Source organism: Bacteroides sp. Marseille-P8574, from assembly GCF_902825465.1.
GTDB classification, from domain to species: Bacteria; Bacteroidota; Bacteroidia; order Bacteroidales; family Bacteroidaceae; genus Bacteroides; species Bacteroides uniformis.
The window spans coordinates 687,854-703,766 of the sequence record NZ_CADEBE010000001.1 but is presented as its reverse complement, the minus strand read 5'-3'; the positions used below and the strand labels follow the sequence as shown (position 1 = coordinate 703,766).

Annotated in this window: 11 protein-coding genes; 7 read left to right on the top strand and 4 right to left on the bottom strand. The window is 37.2% G+C overall.

Features of this window, described 5'->3' with window-relative positions; all coding sequences use genetic code 11:
- Window positions 1–25: 25 nt before the first annotated feature.
- A complete protein-coding gene (locus HUX74_RS03045) occupies window positions 26–301 on the top strand; it encodes a hypothetical protein (RefSeq protein ID WP_174646193.1) in 276 nt (91 codons plus the stop codon).
- Window positions 302–379: 78 nt separating this feature from the next.
- Here the strand turns inward: HUX74_RS03045 and HUX74_RS03040 are convergent, their stop codons facing one another.
- The 3 genes from HUX74_RS03040 to HUX74_RS03030 are packed head-to-tail and all read right to left on the bottom strand — an operon-like array spanning window position 380 to window position 2,767.
- Window positions 380–892, bottom strand: coding sequence for a DUF6155 family protein (locus HUX74_RS03040; RefSeq protein WP_174646192.1), 513 nt, complete (start codon window positions 890–892; stop codon window positions 380–382).
- Between the two features lie 37 nt (window positions 893–929).
- Window positions 930–2,312, bottom strand: a complete 1,383-nt coding sequence (gene rhuM / locus HUX74_RS03035) for a RhuM family protein (RefSeq protein ID WP_174646191.1) — start codon at window positions 2,310–2,312, stop codon at window positions 930–932.
- Window positions 2,313–2,341: 29 nt separating this feature from the next.
- Window positions 2,342–2,767: a YdeI family protein gene (locus HUX74_RS03030; protein WP_174646190.1), complete on the bottom strand. Its 426-nt coding sequence runs from the start codon at window positions 2,765–2,767 to the stop codon at window positions 2,342–2,344.
- Between the two features lie 161 nt (window positions 2,768–2,928).
- Between HUX74_RS03030 and HUX74_RS03025 the strand changes: the two genes are divergently transcribed.
- Window positions 2,929–3,132, top strand: a complete 204-nt coding sequence (locus tag HUX74_RS03025) for a helix-turn-helix domain-containing protein (protein ID WP_118363826.1) — start codon at window positions 2,929–2,931, stop codon at window positions 3,130–3,132.
- 121 nt (window positions 3,133–3,253) lie between these two features.
- Window positions 3,254–3,481: a hypothetical protein gene (locus tag HUX74_RS03020; RefSeq protein ID WP_174646189.1), complete on the top strand. Its 228-nt coding sequence runs from the start codon at window positions 3,254–3,256 to the stop codon at window positions 3,479–3,481.
- A 113-nt stretch (window positions 3,482–3,594) separates the two neighbouring features.
- On the opposite strand, the gene HUX74_RS03015 is transcribed toward HUX74_RS03020, so the two are convergent.
- Window positions 3,595–4,656 carry an IS5-like element IS1169 family transposase gene (locus HUX74_RS03015; RefSeq protein ID WP_008657074.1) on the bottom strand — a complete coding sequence of 354 codons (1,062 nt, stop codon included), beginning with the start codon at window positions 4,654–4,656 and terminating at the stop codon, window positions 3,595–3,597.
- 237 nt (window positions 4,657–4,893) lie between these two features.
- Between HUX74_RS03015 and HUX74_RS03010 the strand changes: the two genes are divergently transcribed.
- Genes HUX74_RS03010 through HUX74_RS02995 form a run of 4 tightly spaced genes read left to right on the top strand, consistent with a single transcriptional unit; the run spans window position 4,894 to window position 15,898 of the window.
- Entirely contained in the window at window positions 4,894–7,518 is a 2,625-nt protein-coding gene (locus HUX74_RS03010) for a hypothetical protein (RefSeq protein ID WP_174646188.1), read from the top strand.
- Window positions 7,519–7,532: 14 nt separating this feature from the next.
- On the top strand, window positions 7,533–13,691 hold the full coding sequence (locus HUX74_RS03005) for a DEAD/DEAH box helicase (RefSeq protein WP_174646187.1): 6,159 nt from the start codon (window positions 7,533–7,535) through the stop codon (window positions 13,689–13,691).
- Window positions 13,657–14,778, top strand: coding sequence for a PD-(D/E)XK nuclease family protein (locus tag HUX74_RS03000; RefSeq protein WP_174646186.1), 1,122 nt, complete (start codon window positions 13,657–13,659; stop codon window positions 14,776–14,778). Before HUX74_RS03005 ends, HUX74_RS03000 begins: the two co-directional genes overlap by 35 nt.
- Window positions 14,765–15,898 carry a DNA cytosine methyltransferase gene (locus HUX74_RS02995; RefSeq protein WP_118363820.1) on the top strand — a complete coding sequence of 378 codons (1,134 nt, stop codon included), beginning with the start codon at window positions 14,765–14,767 and terminating at the stop codon, window positions 15,896–15,898. The genes HUX74_RS03000 and HUX74_RS02995 overlap by 14 nt, the downstream gene beginning before the upstream one ends.
- The last annotated feature ends 15 nt before the right edge of the window (window positions 15,899–15,913 follow it).

Sequence of the window (15,913 nt, the reverse complement as noted above, 5' to 3'; positions counted from 1 at the left end):
ATCCTAACTTTAATAGAAAGAGACGATGGACAAAAGAAACAAATTTTGGAGACGCCAACAAATGGCTCGTGTATTTAAGGCTCGAATGATTCTTTATGCCGCTTATGGGCATTGTATCATTCGTAAGGATGGAAGCTATTATGAACATCCTCATTGGTTTGAGTTGGCTAAAGACAAATGGGCACAAGTTTACAAAACTACAGGTACTCCGTGTAGCTGTTGGATGTGCCGAGGATTTGAATATGACCGCAAGGAGTATAAGAAAGAAACTTGGCGGATTATTCGGGAATCAATGGAGTGATTTAAAGGGATAGGAACTAAATCTGTGCATTATGTGTATAGGCTTAGTTCCTTGCTTTTCGTGTAGGATTAAGAACCACTACCGATATTCAGAATAAATATCTTGCAATGTATCATAAAATCCCCAGCCACAATCCGATACGCTATCAATAAGCTTTTCAATCCGTTCGTAATAATTGGCTAACAATCCGTTGAGAAAGATAAAGCGCATAGCCTTGTCGAAATTTCCCTCCAGTGTTGTATAGAACTGTTCCCACATATCGCCAAATTCAAGTGTGTATTCGCATCCTTGTTCGATATAGAACAACATTAAATCGGCAACAAAGGTCGGCTCTGGTTTTAGCTTTTGAAAATCGGAAATGACTTTTCTACATTTGGCAAATGACGGTTTTTCGGAAAATCCACGAGTTGGGAAGAACTCGTTTCGGATAGCTTTCTTGCTCTTTTCCAATTCAGCATTGCAATCTGGGGCAAGATAAAACTCCAGATAATCTTTTACCTCTTTACGTGCATCATATAGTTCAAGAACAATGTCGGTTATCTGTTCTTTTGTAAGTGACAACAAGTGTCTTTTTAGCTTTGCTTTTGACATAAATTGATTTTCAGTTGATTGTGTATTTACATTTCTGCTAATTACCAAAAAATCCTTTCTCTTTCCATACTTTGATTTCTTTATCAAAATCTGAAAGGAACTCCTTATCTTGAATCAAGCGGAATTTATCATATTCAGCGTATGCCTTTTCTTTCGCTTGTTCGGCGGAAATGGTGTCAGCCTCATTATATTTATCATACTCATATAGAGTCAGAAAATCATCCAATTGTTTTTTCCAATCTGCCATTGTGGAGATGATTTGCCGTTCGGCACGAAGTTCAGCCAAATCAAGTAAAGCGGTTGATAGACGATTGAAAGCAGAGACTTCTTTGTCTGATAAGTAATTCAGGGCGATAATTGTATCCGACTTTTGGACTCTGCCGTCAGGAGCGTTTTTCCACGTGGTAAGTCCCATGTGGGGCTTTTGGGCATCTGCTCTTGAATAGATGATTTCGGTTGCCGTTTGGTGGGAAGTAGCCCAATACATCATATCTTGCACCCTCTTGAAGAATTGTAGGGTGGTCTCAGCCTTAGGGTCATAATCGGCACTACATTCGGCATAAACATCGGTGATTTTCTGATAATACCGACGTTCTGAAGCTCGTATCTCTCGGATACGTTCTAATAGGTCGTCAAAATAATCTTTGCCAAAATGTTTGCCCTGTTTCAAGCGTTCATCATCCAATACAAATCCTTTTATGATCATTTCTTTTAGAACCGATGTGGCCCACATCCGGAATTGGTTCGCTTGATAACTGCCCACACGAAACCCAACGGCAATAACCGCATCCAAATTGTAGAACAATGTATCATCGTTCTTGCCATCAAGTTCAGTTGTTCGAATTTTTCGAATAACTGAACTTTCCTCCAATTCTCCGCTCTTGAATATCTCTTTCAGATGGTTGTTGATCGTATTCGTTTCAATACCAAACAAATCGGCCATTCGCTTTTGCGACATCCAAAATGCTTCATTATTGAAGATGACCTCTATACGACTTTCTCCTTGTTTTGTCTTATATAGCAATATATTGGATGATAAGCTATTGTCGATTAATTCAGGAGTTGATATTTCTTGTTTGAAATATTCTCTTGCCATCTGCACTTGTGGCTTCTTGCTATCGGCATTTTCAGCAATCATCAAACAAGCGATTCGTGATAGATGTATATTCTCCACCTTACGAAAAGAACCGGAATTTAGTTTGACCATCTCAAACGTAGGATTAAAATGCTCGGTAGTGTTACAACCTTTCTTATTGGCAATGGCGATAGCTTTGTTTAGAGTACGATTGAATTTTTGGTATGTGCTATAGCCTAATGCGGTGCACAACTCACGAGAAGTCCAAGACTCCGAACCTTTTGCGTCTTGCTTTTTAATCCGTTCAAAGTCTGATTGAATAGAGGATATGTTGTTCTCGTTCATCGTCTTGATATATCTTATAATAACAAGAGTTACTTGTATAATCCCGGTCTTAATTCCTTATTATGCTTCATGATTCTTTCTTCCATAAGAGAACCATTAGGGACTATTTCGTAGGAATAGGCTTTCTCAAAGGCTTGGCGTCCGGCATCTGTCATAAGCCCTCGGTCTTCAAGATTGATACAACGTTCTTTGTTTAACTCAGTCCAATGACTTCCCTTGCGACGAGGTGAAAGCCGCTGGGCAAGGCGTCCGTCTGGCAATTTCTTTAGAGTTGAATCAATCCACCCGAAACACAATGCTTCTTCAACAACCTCAATGTATGGAATACATTCGTATGTGGGCTGTTTAGAGCGTGAGGTCACAACCCAACACGATTTCGCCTGGTTATGATTGACCTTCAGCCATTCTCTCAACTCGATGCGGTTGGTGAAGTCTAGTAGATTGAGAATTTCCATATTTGTCTTTTACATGTAATTCAATAGGTATAGTTATTAATCCAACAGTTTTTTGATTATTATGAAGTATAACTTATTTGAGTTCTACCTTTTCTTAATGCAAATATACACCATTATTGAATATAATTCACTATATTTGTACTATAAAATCATATTAAAGAATGAAACTGAATAGAATAAAGACTGTTTTATCTGAAAAAGGTATTTCTCAAACGTGGTTAGCTAAACAGCTAGATAAGAGTTTCAGTATGGTAAATGCCTATGCCTGTAATCGGATTCAGCCTAATTTGGAGACCTTGCAACAGATTGCGGAGATATTGCAAGTGGATTTAAAGGATTTAATAACTGATAAAAAAGATAGGTGATATGAAATAATTTTCGGGAAGTGACATGTAAATAGATTGTTGCAATGATTTGTTTATATGTATTTTAAATTAGTTAAATCGGTATTGCAATTTATTAGAAAACTCTACAATAGAGGTAGGTATGAATTATAATTCTTGGAATGATCTTATATATAGGTATTACTTTGGATGTCAAACAGGTACTAAAGTGATGCTTCATATTACTTTGCAAGATTTGATTGATTTTGCAAAGGCTGAAAATGTGGAAATTGCTAAAGGCAAATATGCTTCTGAGTTTAGTGATGACTTTATTAAGGTGAGTTCTATCAATTCAATTTATCCTCTTGTATCAGACAGCAGAACTCTTTAACTGCCCAATTTGTGAGCTTTAGTCTTTCAAATTTAGCGAATATTTTCTACCCCCCCCAATTTTTACAATAATTAACTTGTGTTTGTTGTAAAAATTGGATGTGCAGGCATAATTCACCCCAACAACTCAGGTTTCAGCCTGATTATTTGCGTGTAACGACTGATGTTATACACAAGACTGGTGAGTGCTACATTGGCTTTAGCACGAATAAGCCCTACTGTACGCACCACAAGTCCACGCATGGTTTGTTCCTCAAACCCGAATACATGCTCGACAAGGCAACGTGTCTTGGATTTTTTCCTATTGTCTGATTTCTGCTCCTTGGTAAGCGGACGGTTACGGTAGCCCTTTTCGCAAATTATCGGATTCATCTTATGCTGTTTTACAATCTCCTCTTGTCCGACATAACCGGCGTCCAAATACAAGTCCTTGCCTTCGTCTTTTTCATCCAGCAGTCCTTCAAAGCCTTTGGAATCATGCACTTCTGCCGACGTGGTATCATAAGAAAGTATGATCTTATTGCGTTTCTCAACTTTAGTATGCTGCTTGTAGCCGTAAAAAGTCTCATCACGCTTCTTTGTCCAGCGGGCATCTACATCCTTGTGGCACTTCTTGTGGGGATTGTCATTCCACAACTTATTACCCGCTCCCTGTTTTATCTGCTCATTTTCATCACGGGTGTTACGTTGGCGAGGGGCAATAACAAAACTGGCATCAATGATGCGACCCTCATTGAATTGCAGACCCTTACTTTCCATGAAACTATGAAATTCCGAAAAAAGCTTGTCATAAACGCCTGTATTTGTCAGGAGTTCGCGATACTTCCACACCGTCTTCTCGTCAGGAACATCGTCAACACATTCAATACCAAGAAACTTGCGGAAACTCGTACGGTCAACTATCTGATACTCTATCTGATGGTCACTCAAACCATAATAACGCTGAAGAAACAAGACCTTGAACATCAGCACACAGTCTATCGGCGGACGACCGGCATTACTTTTGCGCTCTCCGGTAAAAAGGGCTGATTCAAGAGTAGGACGAAAGATCTCAAAATCAACATACTGAGACAACACTTCAAGAGGATTGCCCATTTCATTCAAACGCAATTCACGATTCTCTGACTCAAATAGTTGATTATAACGAAGCTTACGGTATCGGGATAACTTGTTCATTATAAAATTCTTATTTTCTGCAAATTTACGCTCTTGGAACCATATAAACAACTGTACTACAATATTTTAATTTATAGAACTCCTCTTAAACGAGATTTTGTTTGCAAATTTTGGTGCTCGATAAAGGATGGCAATCCAACTATTAAGGATTTCGAAAATAGAATTATAGAACTGAAGCGACAATCTATAACTGAACAGAATTACAAATGTCTGCTTGCTATAGTTGCGGTACTTATTATGCCTATCTGTGAAAATGATGACCTAGAACTACATGGAAACGAATATTATGGACATTTACTGCCATTTCTTTTCCACAACAAGTTTATTAATAGAAAGGGCCAAAGTGTCGGCCAATTGTTGAATAATATCAAACTTGATGAAATTTGGAAATATATTAATAATTGGGCTGAATCGGAGGGCTTGCCATTCAAATCCTGTGACGTGATTACAGAAAGTGGAGTAAAACATTATGTGCGTTCGCTGATGAAAGAAAGCCTTCTATCGCCATCTCGTCTTCAGAAGTTTTGTATTTTATTTGATAAAGGTGGACTGGTGCCAAAAGTAAATATCGAAAATGATAGACTACTTTCAGCATTTTGTAATCATTATCAGTATATAGGTCTTTCTCTGCATAAATTTAAGCAACTCATTAGTAAAGACTTTAAAGAGTATCTTGTTAACGTCCTTCGCCAAGAGTATGATAACTGGGATGGCACAACTAAGATAAAGGAGAGAGACAGGAAGACAGGCAAAGTGAAAATAGAATCTGGGAATACGTACTATCCATTATTCTTATTATTGGATTATGATTGGAATTCCCAAACTGCAAAATTTGGACTTCAATTGTATTGTTCTGAGATAGATGAAATGGATGACATGACTTTTGTTACAGACGATACTGAAGAGTCTTTATCGTCCGTATACATTAAAAATGATGGATATGCCAACAAACCATTCTGTATAGAAGAAAATAACTTAAATCTTATTTTAAAGAAAGAGAATGGAGTGTTTAGTATTCATGAGGAGAGTTCGCAGAGCATAAAAGCAAGATTTGTTGTTACTGATTATTATTTGCTTAAGGTGTATAAGAATAAATATGTAGCAACGAATGAGTTTGTAAAAGGAGAATACTACCTTTTTCTTCTACGTAATAGTGCTGAAGGATTGTTTGCAAATTGGCTTGAAGAAAATTTTGCAATTTGTATTTCAAGAGGCTTGTTGGGAGAGTGCTATAATCTTTATGAAATAAGAAGTGTCTCAACAGAAATGCCTCAATGTAATAATCTCCACTTCAAATCGGAGATTCGATGCAAGTCTGTAGGTAACATTGAGGTAAAAATGGGTGTTCAGGAGGATGTCGTTTTATTGTCAGAGTTATTTGCTGCACAATTTAAAATTAGTGGCGTTGATGTGGTAAATGATAAGATTTATGCTGTTTCAGTCAATAGTGAACACCGAAGTTCTACTGAATTGACATACAATCATGAAAAAGGACTCTGGATTCTTAAACCGTTTAAAAATATTTTCCAGTTAAATAAAGAGTTTCAATTGTATTGTAATGAAAGTCCTATTCCTTATGGTAAAACATATAAATTTAGTGATTTTGTGTTACCTGAAAACTTTAAGGAAGTAGGATTGGATACATGGGGGGGAATGACAGATAATTCATCGATTTTAGGACTTTCTCTACCAGACGATATTATGCAGAGGAATTTGATAAACTGGAATACGCTCCAATTGCAGATGAAGAATGCAGATAGACAGGAAATAGGAATTTCTACATACGAAAAGACCGATTATATGCTCTATGCACTTACATCCGCATCCTATCAAACGGATCGTTGGGTAATAACAATGGAATGGATTAGGGAAATTAGAGATCGTATTGCTTCAGAATACGAAAATGTTGAATTATCTATTGAATCAAATAAGTTTGTACTTCAAAATACTCTTGCAGATTACTTTCGAATGGGTTATATTAATTATGTATATACAGATAAAGGACTATGTTTAACTGCAAATCATCCAACACTGATACTCTTATCTCCAGATTATCAGAGGAATGTTATTTCAAGTATGCAAGGTAAAAATATTGTAAGCAAGAAATGTACAGAACGATATTACAAATGTCTTCTCTCTGGAGGTAGAACACCATCGCTTATACAGGAAATTGCAAAGTATCAGTCAATACTTGGATATAAGATGGAAGTAATTAGTGATGATAATTTGCTGATGCCTCAAACGATCTTTATTCATGCTAAAGAGAGAGGAGTCTTTTCAGAAATAGCGAAGAAATTGAACTTAAAGTATCAAGATAATATTTATGCAAACGCTTTGCTAGAGATGCTGCCTTCTGTTAGTGATTATCTTACATATATAAATAATGGACAGGAACGGGATTTTTGGGGAGTTCCCCATTTTCGTGCTATTGATTACAATAGAATGTCTGAAATTTATTCCGAAAGATGTAGCGAAGGCAGATCTATATCAAATCAGGAAATAAATAAAAAAGATTTCGACAAAGCCAACGATTTTGTCACCTTCTTTCCTGGTACAAGGGAAGAAGTATCTGTGGTAATAAAGGATGGATGTATGTTTGAGGTGGACAAATATTGGGGACATTTCATAGGAATGAGTTTGTCTGATGCTAAAGTTCTTATCCATGATGAGGATAAAGCCCAAATTAGTATGCCACAGCAAATTCGCCTGCCGCTACTTTATGCTAGGGCTCTGACCCTATTAACAGGACAAACGCCAACATCGACATTTGGCAGCAGGACATATAGTATTGGCGTGAACCCTTGCACATATGCAAGTGCCAGTAGCCCTGATACAATATTAGGAAAATTAGGACAAATATAATCAGTAATAATATAATGGCAAAATATCTTATTAATCCGATTTACGCGTATAAAGAGATAAAGGATAATTTTATTCTCTATGTAAAGACTGCTTTCGGCACTCGTTATGAAAGCATTGAAAAAGAACGAGAAGAACTGCTTCGTACAGATCAAGTTGCAGCTCGTGAACCTTGGATAGAATCATTGCCCGCTTATAACAATGTTGAGTTGGAAAATAGAAGCAAGTTGCGCATCTCAACTTTAAGGCCTGAGGATCTTCCAACGATGAACCCTGAAGCATCTGCAATTTTTAAGGAATTTATCTGCAAAGGACTGATAAGCGGTGATTATCCTATTTATCAACATCAGGCAGAGATGCTTCGCAAGGTACTTGAAGGCAAGAACTGCATTATCACTTCCGGCACTGGTTCAGGTAAAACAGAATCATTCTTATTGCCAATGCTTGCAGATATAATCAAAGAGGCGGAACGGGAATGGAAAAAGCCAGAATCGTATTCCCCTAATAGATGGTGGACTGCCAATAATGGATTCCCTCTTTCAAGAAATGACATTTTTGAATTCCCACAAGGGGCTGTCCCTGGCACTCCGGGAAAGTTAGCTGCACGTGCAATGCAACGTCCAAATGAACAACGAGATGCTGCTGTTCGTGCACTCATTATATATCCGATGAATGCCTTGGTGGAAGATCAGATGACGCGCTTGCGCGATGCGTTAGATAATGATGAGATACAGAAATGGATGACTGAACGTCTAAAAGGTAATCGTATCTTTTTCGGTCGTTACAATGGAACGACACCAACTTCTGGTTATCCCAAATCAGGGAATACTGCGAACAATGATAGAATATATCAAAGTCTATTAACATCAATGAGAGAGTTAGATGCAATGACTGATGACACATTGAAGTTGTTAGATTCTGATTTGCCAATGGAGGAACAAATGAAAAGTCGGGAGAAATATAGTGTGCGTCGCACTATATCACAGATGATATGTGGTAAGGACGGTATTGCTTCTTCTGAGATGCGTTCACGTTTTGATATGCAACAAACCCCTCCGGATATTCTTATTACCAACTATTCAATGTTGGCAATGATGCTGATGCGTGAGGTAGATAATCCTATCATAGAGAAGACTCGTCAATGGCTTAAAAAAGATTCATCTCACATATTTCACCTGATTATTGATGAGTTGCATTTAAATCGTGGAACATCGGGTACAGAAACAGCATATCTTATTCGTTTGTTACTTAACAGATTGGGTCTGACACCTAATAGTCCACAGCTTCGCATTCTCTCATCTTCGGCATCTCTTGAAGTGACTGGGGAGAAAAGAGAAGAAAGTTTGAAGTTTTTAAAAGATTTCTTTGGTGTGGAGTTTACAGCGGAAAATGTTGTGGAGGGGCATTATGTACAGCCCGATCAGAATTATGACAGCAAACTTCCCGTTGAGCCATTCTGCAACATTTGTGATTTATTCTATGAGAATCCTTTGTGTTTTGAGGAGTATCAAAGCAATATGCAAACTAAGGCGTTAGTGGATAAAGTGTGTTCAGAAGCTGCACAGGCTTTAGCATGTTATGCAGGCTATACATTGCCTGAAACTGATGGATTGTTACAGCTACTTCATATTTTTGCATCGGATGAGTTGGCTATCTCCAAACGTCTGTCGGATACATTTGATTTAAACGAATTTGGGCATAATAGAGCCATTCCTTTTTCACGCGGAAAAGGTGAGTCAGAATCAGCAAATGTATTAGGTCGGTATTTTGCGGATTTTCTTTTTGGCGGTCAAACTGAAAATGAGACAAAAGCAGCCGAAGGACTTGTAATCATTCGTGGACTATATGATATATTCGACAATAAGACATTTGGTGTAGATTGCGGTTCGATGCAACGTTTCCGTTTTCATTTGTTTTATCGAAATATTGATGGTTTATGGGCTACCTTGGAGGAATATAATGAAAACAATAATAGACCCGTAGGTAGACTTCATGCTCATTCCTGTGATATAGATGGTGAAAAGCGTGTGCTAGAGTTACTTTATTGCGAGCAATGCGGAACGATATTTTATGGAGGAAAGCGGCATGCCTACGGGGAGCATGGAATGTGGCAGACCGATATTTTGCCTACAAGTTCCAATCTTGAGGAACTGCCAGAACACCAAAGTCAGGTTATGGTAGAAAAACGTAACTATAATGAGTTTGCGATATTCTATCCCGTGCCATCAAGTGTAAAAGATGGGGAAATAGATAGGCGTTTGCGAGATGCAGAAATAGATCTATCGCACAAAGATGGTTTCGGTGACAGTGCGCATAATCTTGATTGTACTTGGCAACTTGCATTCCTTGATAAGAAAACAGGGCATGTCATAATTGCCCAAGAGGGAGAAACACATCCTGGTATTAGGGGCTTTTTATATACTGTGCCTGCTCTTGACGGAAATGCAAATCGTGAGGCTGCTTCCGCAGCACCAGCATTACCATGTCACTGTCCTCATTGTACTAGCAATAGGTCAGGTAAATCATTTCGTTCACCCTTGAGAGGTTTTCGTACAGGTTTCAATAAAATAACCCAACTATATGCACGTGAATTGTTCTATCAATTACCCACTCTGCATAATCGCAAACTTGTGACATTTGCAGATAGCCGACAGGATGCAGCTGTGGTAGCGAATAGTATTGAACGCAATCAATATACAGATTTGATGCGTGATATCATTGTGGAGAAGTGTACACTTGATCCAAGTATCGATTATACAAAAAAAGAAAAAGAACTTGCCGAACTTTTAGAAGACAAGCAAGATGCAAGTTTTAAAATGAAGGATTCAAATGCAACTCCTCGTGAAAAGCGGAATGCTCAGCGCATACTTGATACAATAGATAGTGATATTGCGCAGGTAAAAAACGTATTGGCAAAGACTATTTCTATAGAGGATTTAATAAAGACAGATAACTGTATAGAGTCACCTATATATAAGGCTTTCCATAATTTGTATACAAATCCTGCCGGTTGCGATTCTGCAAATCAGCATTTTGAGGAGACTTCAACAGCAGACCCTGTGATGTGGTATGAGGTTGGAGATAATGCTTCTGACAAGTTGAAAGAAAATGTGAACGAGAAGGTTGGGAAGACAATTATTCAAAATGTTATGCGTGTCCTTTTTGGCCGTCTACATTATAATGCAGAAAGTGCAGGTATAGGTTGGGTTACAGTATCAAAGGATGATAATCTGATTCATACCGTCCTTACTTCAGCTCATACCAATAATGCAACTCAGCCGAATCTGACTTTATATATTTCCAATGAAATGTTCATGGAGATAGTTGATTCCGTCATTAGATTGATAGGTAATTCGCATCGTTATGCGAATAATCCTTATTCTGATCATATTTTCCCTAGAGATAATGATGCGGATTTTCAAAATTTAAAAGTTAGACATCCTGTTAGGATGTTTATCTATGCTTGTTGCACTAAGTATAACATTCCATACGAAACACAAAATGGGAGACAGAGGAAGGTTTCGAATATTTTAGGTCAGGCGGTCTTGGATTATCTTAAATCAATAGGTAACAGCAAGATGTTTTTGCAACCTCATACACTTAAGATTCGTTGTGTTTCAAATAATGAGTTCGGTTACGTTTGTCCTTATTGTGGTCGTATTCATTTGAACAAGTCGGTAGGAATTTGTACAGGTTGCTATCAAAGATTGGATGAAAACCATATTATCACAGTTGACGAACTTAGAAAACGCACAGATTTAATGATTAATGTGGTAAAACATCGTCCTGCCTGTAGATTGCACAGTGAGGAACTTTCTGGTCAGACAGATAATCAAAGTGAACGCCAGTTGGAGTTCCGTGATATAGTTAGGATAAATAGTCAAGATAATAATGCAGAATATCTAGAGAAAGCACGTTCCATCGACATTTTAAGTGTGACAACTACTATGGAGGTTGGTGTGGATATAGGTCCTTTGCAAGGAGTGATGCTAACTAATATGCCTCCTCAACGATTCAACTATCAGCAGCGTGTTGGACGAGGTGGTCGTCGTGGACAGGCCTATTCTATGATCCTCACACTTTGTCGTGGTCGCAGCCATGACGAGCATTATTTTTTGAATCCTCATCAAATAACCGGTGATCAACCACCCACACCGTTCTTATCTATGGATCAACTTGAAATTTTGCAGCGGCTTTATGCGAAAGAGATTCTCTATTATGCATTTAAGTCTTTTGCATCGGAAAATCATATACGGTTAGATGGCAATACTCATGGAGAATTTGGCACTCGACAAGAGTGGGAAGACAATACGAATGGTATAAAAGTTTATGTGCAAAGGTGGTTGTCTGATACTGCAAATCAAAAGCTGAAAGATATTGCTTCATTGTTAACTGAAAACCAGGAATGCATAGACAGGCTTGTAGTCTATGCATCGGATGCGAACGGTTTAATCGCACAGATGGATAAAGCTGTAGCGGATGATTCTATTGTTGTTGATTCTTTGGCAGAATGTTTGGCAGAGGGAGGTGTACTACCAATGTATGGAATGCCAACGAGAGATAGAGTCTTATATCATAGTTTACAATATACTAATGGTAATGGGGTTAAAGAGGAAATCTCATCAGTGTCTCGTCCTATAGATCAGGCTATTACTGCATTTGCTCCAGGTGCTTCTGTTACTAAAGACAAACATATTCTTACAGCCATAGGATTTTCACAATCATCGCTTGTGTATGGTGTTGGAGCAAGAGGAAATTATTGTGTTAAGACCAAGGGAAATGCTGCTGCTCCAATTTTTCCATTAAGAATGACTTTTTGGGAGTGTAGCAATAAAAGTTGTAAATGTATCGTGACAGATAATCGTGACCCTAATACCACGGATGTTAATTGTGATTTTTGTGGATCTCCAATGATAGCTCGGACTATCTGTACACCAGCTGCGTTTGTTACGGCTCTTTCAAAGGGATTTGATCAAAGAGATGATTCCGATATTTCGGTTAAGCGAAATGGTATTCGAATGGAAAACACCGAACATCCTATAGAACAGTGTCATGCAAATGGAATGAATATCACTCTTACATTACGTAAAGACGGTAAAACTTGGCGTATTAGTGACAAGGAAATCGAGGGTTGTGAATGCGGTATTAGATATTCTCTTAATGGTATGCATTTCAGTTCAGCGAAGAGTCAATGGATAGCTAATCCTGTATATAACGGAGCACAAGGACCATATAACCTTGCGGATAGTCCATTTTTATCTTCAGGTGACAACAAAGACGTGAAAACGACAATTACTCCTAATGGAACGATGGAGAAAATTCATCTAGCAGCACAGAAAATTACCAATGTGATAACATTGTCACCGACAAATAGAGTTGATGGGTTGATTCTTGAACCATTTCATTGTGATGTAAATAATGAACTAGATTTCCGTACTCAAGGTGTAAGGGCTGCATATTATACATTATCATTTATTATTCAAAGAGCAATAGCATCTAAACTGGATGTGGATCCAACAGAAATAGATGTTGTGGAAATTCTTTCAAAAGCTGGCAATTTAGGAGAAGTGTGTCTTGCTGATGAAAAAATCAATGGCTCTGGTTTTGTCGCAGATTTCTTTGATAACTTCAATAATTATCGGGACAGAATACTCAATGGCCAAGATTGGTACTTTAAACAAATGCTGAGTGATGACCATATTAAGGAATGTAACTCTTCATGCTACAAATGTTTGAAATCTTACCTCAATATGCCATATCATGGTTTACTTGATTGGCGTTTAGGTATTGCTTTATTCCGTGTAATGTGTGACTCAACATATAAAGCAGGAGCTGATGGCAATTTCAATACACCAGAGCTTCAAGGGTGGACGGATTTAGCTACAACCTTATTAGAATCACTGAATGACGGTTTTTATAGTACAAGACCATACCAAATAGCTCAAACCAGTCATGGCATCCCATATATGTATGATCCTAATGGAAGAAGGAAGCCAATATTTGTATCACATCCTTTGTGGGAAGGAGTGGCTGAAACACAAATTCTCGCAGATGCTGTATTTGAAGCTAACCCTCAATGGGATAGTACAAATGTGATAACAATTGATACATTTAACTTGTTGAGACGTACAAGTAACTGCTATGAATATATTCAGAGGCAGCAGAATAATAATTAATATGAGATTTGTCCAAATACCAAATATAGATAAGACTTGGGGCAAGGTTGAGATAAAAACCTTGTCCCCAAGTTCTTTTTCGTGGATTTGCAATGGATGTGCATATCAAGTGTTACTTCAGAAAGTATTGTCAAAAATGGGGAATAAATCTTGTTTATTACCAGCACATAAAAATACGATACTTGGTACAATTATACACAAAATCTACGAATTGACATCCAAAAGGTTGATAACTACCCCCAAAGAAATGATGGGTATATGGGAAACTCTCGTTGAAAAACAGGTAAAAATGCTTACTGAAACATATCCAACATTACGCAATCCGAAAATCAATGACTACGATAAACGGAATAAAACTATTAGATATGCGATTTCGTTGTTGCAAAAGGATAATAACTATTTGGAAACTGCATCATCCAATATTAAGGTAAACTTAGAAATGAGGTTGTCCTGTGAAGATATAGGTCTATATGGTATTGCAGACAAAGTAATCATTGACTCTGGTAATGTTGATATAGTTGATTACAAATCAGGGCATATAAAAGATTTGAGTGGAAACATCAAACAAGAATACATTATTCAATTGCATTTGTATGCTACAATGTGTGAGCATTTGGCAGTGGGTAATATTAGATCATTAAAATTGATAGACATTGATGGAACTACTCATATCGTGGAATATAATTCAGAACTTAGTAATAGGCTTCTGAACGAAGTTGAAGATAAAATCTATGTTTTAAATAATGCAATTTCTACACTTAATTTCCAAAATTTGGTAAAGCCCGAAAAGGATAGATGTAGCAATTGTTCTTGCAGACATGTTTGCAATTATATGATTCAGTATGACGATGCTGTGTATAAAACTATATTTGGATACGTAGAGAGAATTCATAGTGCAAATATGTATGTTTTGGTATATGAAAATGTGCGATATTATATCTCTGGTATCGATTTTTATAAAATAACTGCCCCAGAGTATTATATAAATAAGAAACTAGTATTTCTTAATGTTATTCGCTCATCTCAAATGTCAAATGATTATACTTATAAAATAACAGAAAATACAATTGTTTATGAACTTCTATAATAAGGTAAAGCAGATTCCTGTTATATCACTTTTCTCAGGTGGTGGGTTCATGGATATGGGCTTTATTAACGCGGGATTTGACATTGTATTCGCTAATGAATATGATAAGACTTTTGCAAAGTTACATGATGAAGGTCTTGCTTCTTGGACTAAAGGACATGAAAAAAAGTATTGTCCAATTAGTTCAACTAAATCATTAGCAGATATGAATCCTGAGGATATATTGCATCAAGCGTTTCCTTGTGGAACTCCAGCGTTATGGGGAATTATTGGCGGCCCTCCGTGTCAAGATTTTACAATGAATGGAAATGGAAAGGGGTTTGGTGGAGAACGCGGTAAAATGACACATGTTTTCTATAACCGAATACGTAAGATGAAACCTTCATTCTTTGTTATGGAAAATGTTCCTGGATTACTAATGAGAAAAGAACAGAAACAGATATTGGACACTTTGTTATTAAATAATATATGTGAAGATTATTATATTGATAGGAAGATACTTAATGCACTTGATTTTGGTGTTCCCCAATATCGAAAAAGAGTATTTATTGTTGGACTTCGAAAAGATAGTTTTACGCCAACACTAAAACGTGAACCGTCTCTTAGTGATGTGACATCAATGGATTTTCCATGGCCTAAAGCAAAATATCCAAATGCTGAAAAAAAATATAATTGGCCTAGTATGACGCCTTTTGGAGCAATTGACATTTCAAAACCAGATCATATACCATATTGTTTGTGTGTTGAAAGTTGTTTAGAAGGTGCAAAGGAACTACCAAACGGTAATGAGTATTTTGCGTTCACTAAAGATGTCGAAAAAAGAAAGGAAATTCAAGAAGGTGATACTAAGCGCAGGTCATTTAAAAGATTACATCGTTATCGTTATAGTCCTACTACATGTTTTGGTAATAATGAGATTTTTCTTCACCCATACGAAAATAGACGGTTGACAGTTCGTGAAGCGTTGAGACTACAAGGTGTAGATGATAAATATTGTTTGGGGCCAGGTAGACTTTCATCTAAATTTAAAATTATTAGTAATGGAGTTCCTACTCCTTTAGCAAATGTAGTTGCGAATTCGTTATATGAATGTCTATTTGAGCTCATTAATGAACACTAAATTAAAAAATGGGAA

What these genes read in the sequence shown, in the direction of transcription:
- HUX74_RS03025 (WP_118363826.1), top strand. Translation starts at nt 2,929, where the DNA reads ATGAAACTGAATAGAATAAAGACTGTTTTATCTGAAAAAGGTATTTCT.
- HUX74_RS03020 (WP_174646189.1), top strand. Translation starts at nt 3,254, where the DNA reads ATGAATTATAATTCTTGGAATGATCTTATATATAGGTATTACTTTGGA.
- rhuM (WP_174646191.1), bottom strand. Translation starts at nt 2,312, where the DNA reads ATGAACGAGAACAACATATCCTCTATTCAATCAGACTTTGAACGGATT.
- HUX74_RS02995 (WP_118363820.1), top strand. Translation starts at nt 14,765, where the DNA reads ATGAACTTCTATAATAAGGTAAAGCAGATTCCTGTTATATCACTTTTC.
- HUX74_RS03005 (WP_174646187.1), top strand. Translation starts at nt 7,533, where the DNA reads ATGGCAAAATATCTTATTAATCCGATTTACGCGTATAAAGAGATAAAG.
- HUX74_RS03045 (WP_174646193.1), top strand. Translation starts at nt 26, where the DNA reads ATGGACAAAAGAAACAAATTTTGGAGACGCCAACAAATGGCTCGTGTA.
- HUX74_RS03015 (WP_008657074.1), bottom strand. Translation starts at nt 4,656, where the DNA reads ATGAACAAGTTATCCCGATACCGTAAGCTTCGTTATAATCAACTATTT.
- HUX74_RS03000 (WP_174646186.1), top strand. Translation starts at nt 13,657, where the DNA reads ATGAATATATTCAGAGGCAGCAGAATAATAATTAATATGAGATTTGTC.
- HUX74_RS03040 (WP_174646192.1), bottom strand. Translation starts at nt 892, where the DNA reads ATGTCAAAAGCAAAGCTAAAAAGACACTTGTTGTCACTTACAAAAGAA.
- HUX74_RS03030 (WP_174646190.1), bottom strand. Translation starts at nt 2,767, where the DNA reads ATGGAAATTCTCAATCTACTAGACTTCACCAACCGCATCGAGTTGAGA.
- HUX74_RS03010 (WP_174646188.1), top strand. Translation starts at nt 4,894, where the DNA reads ATGCCTATCTGTGAAAATGATGACCTAGAACTACATGGAAACGAATAT.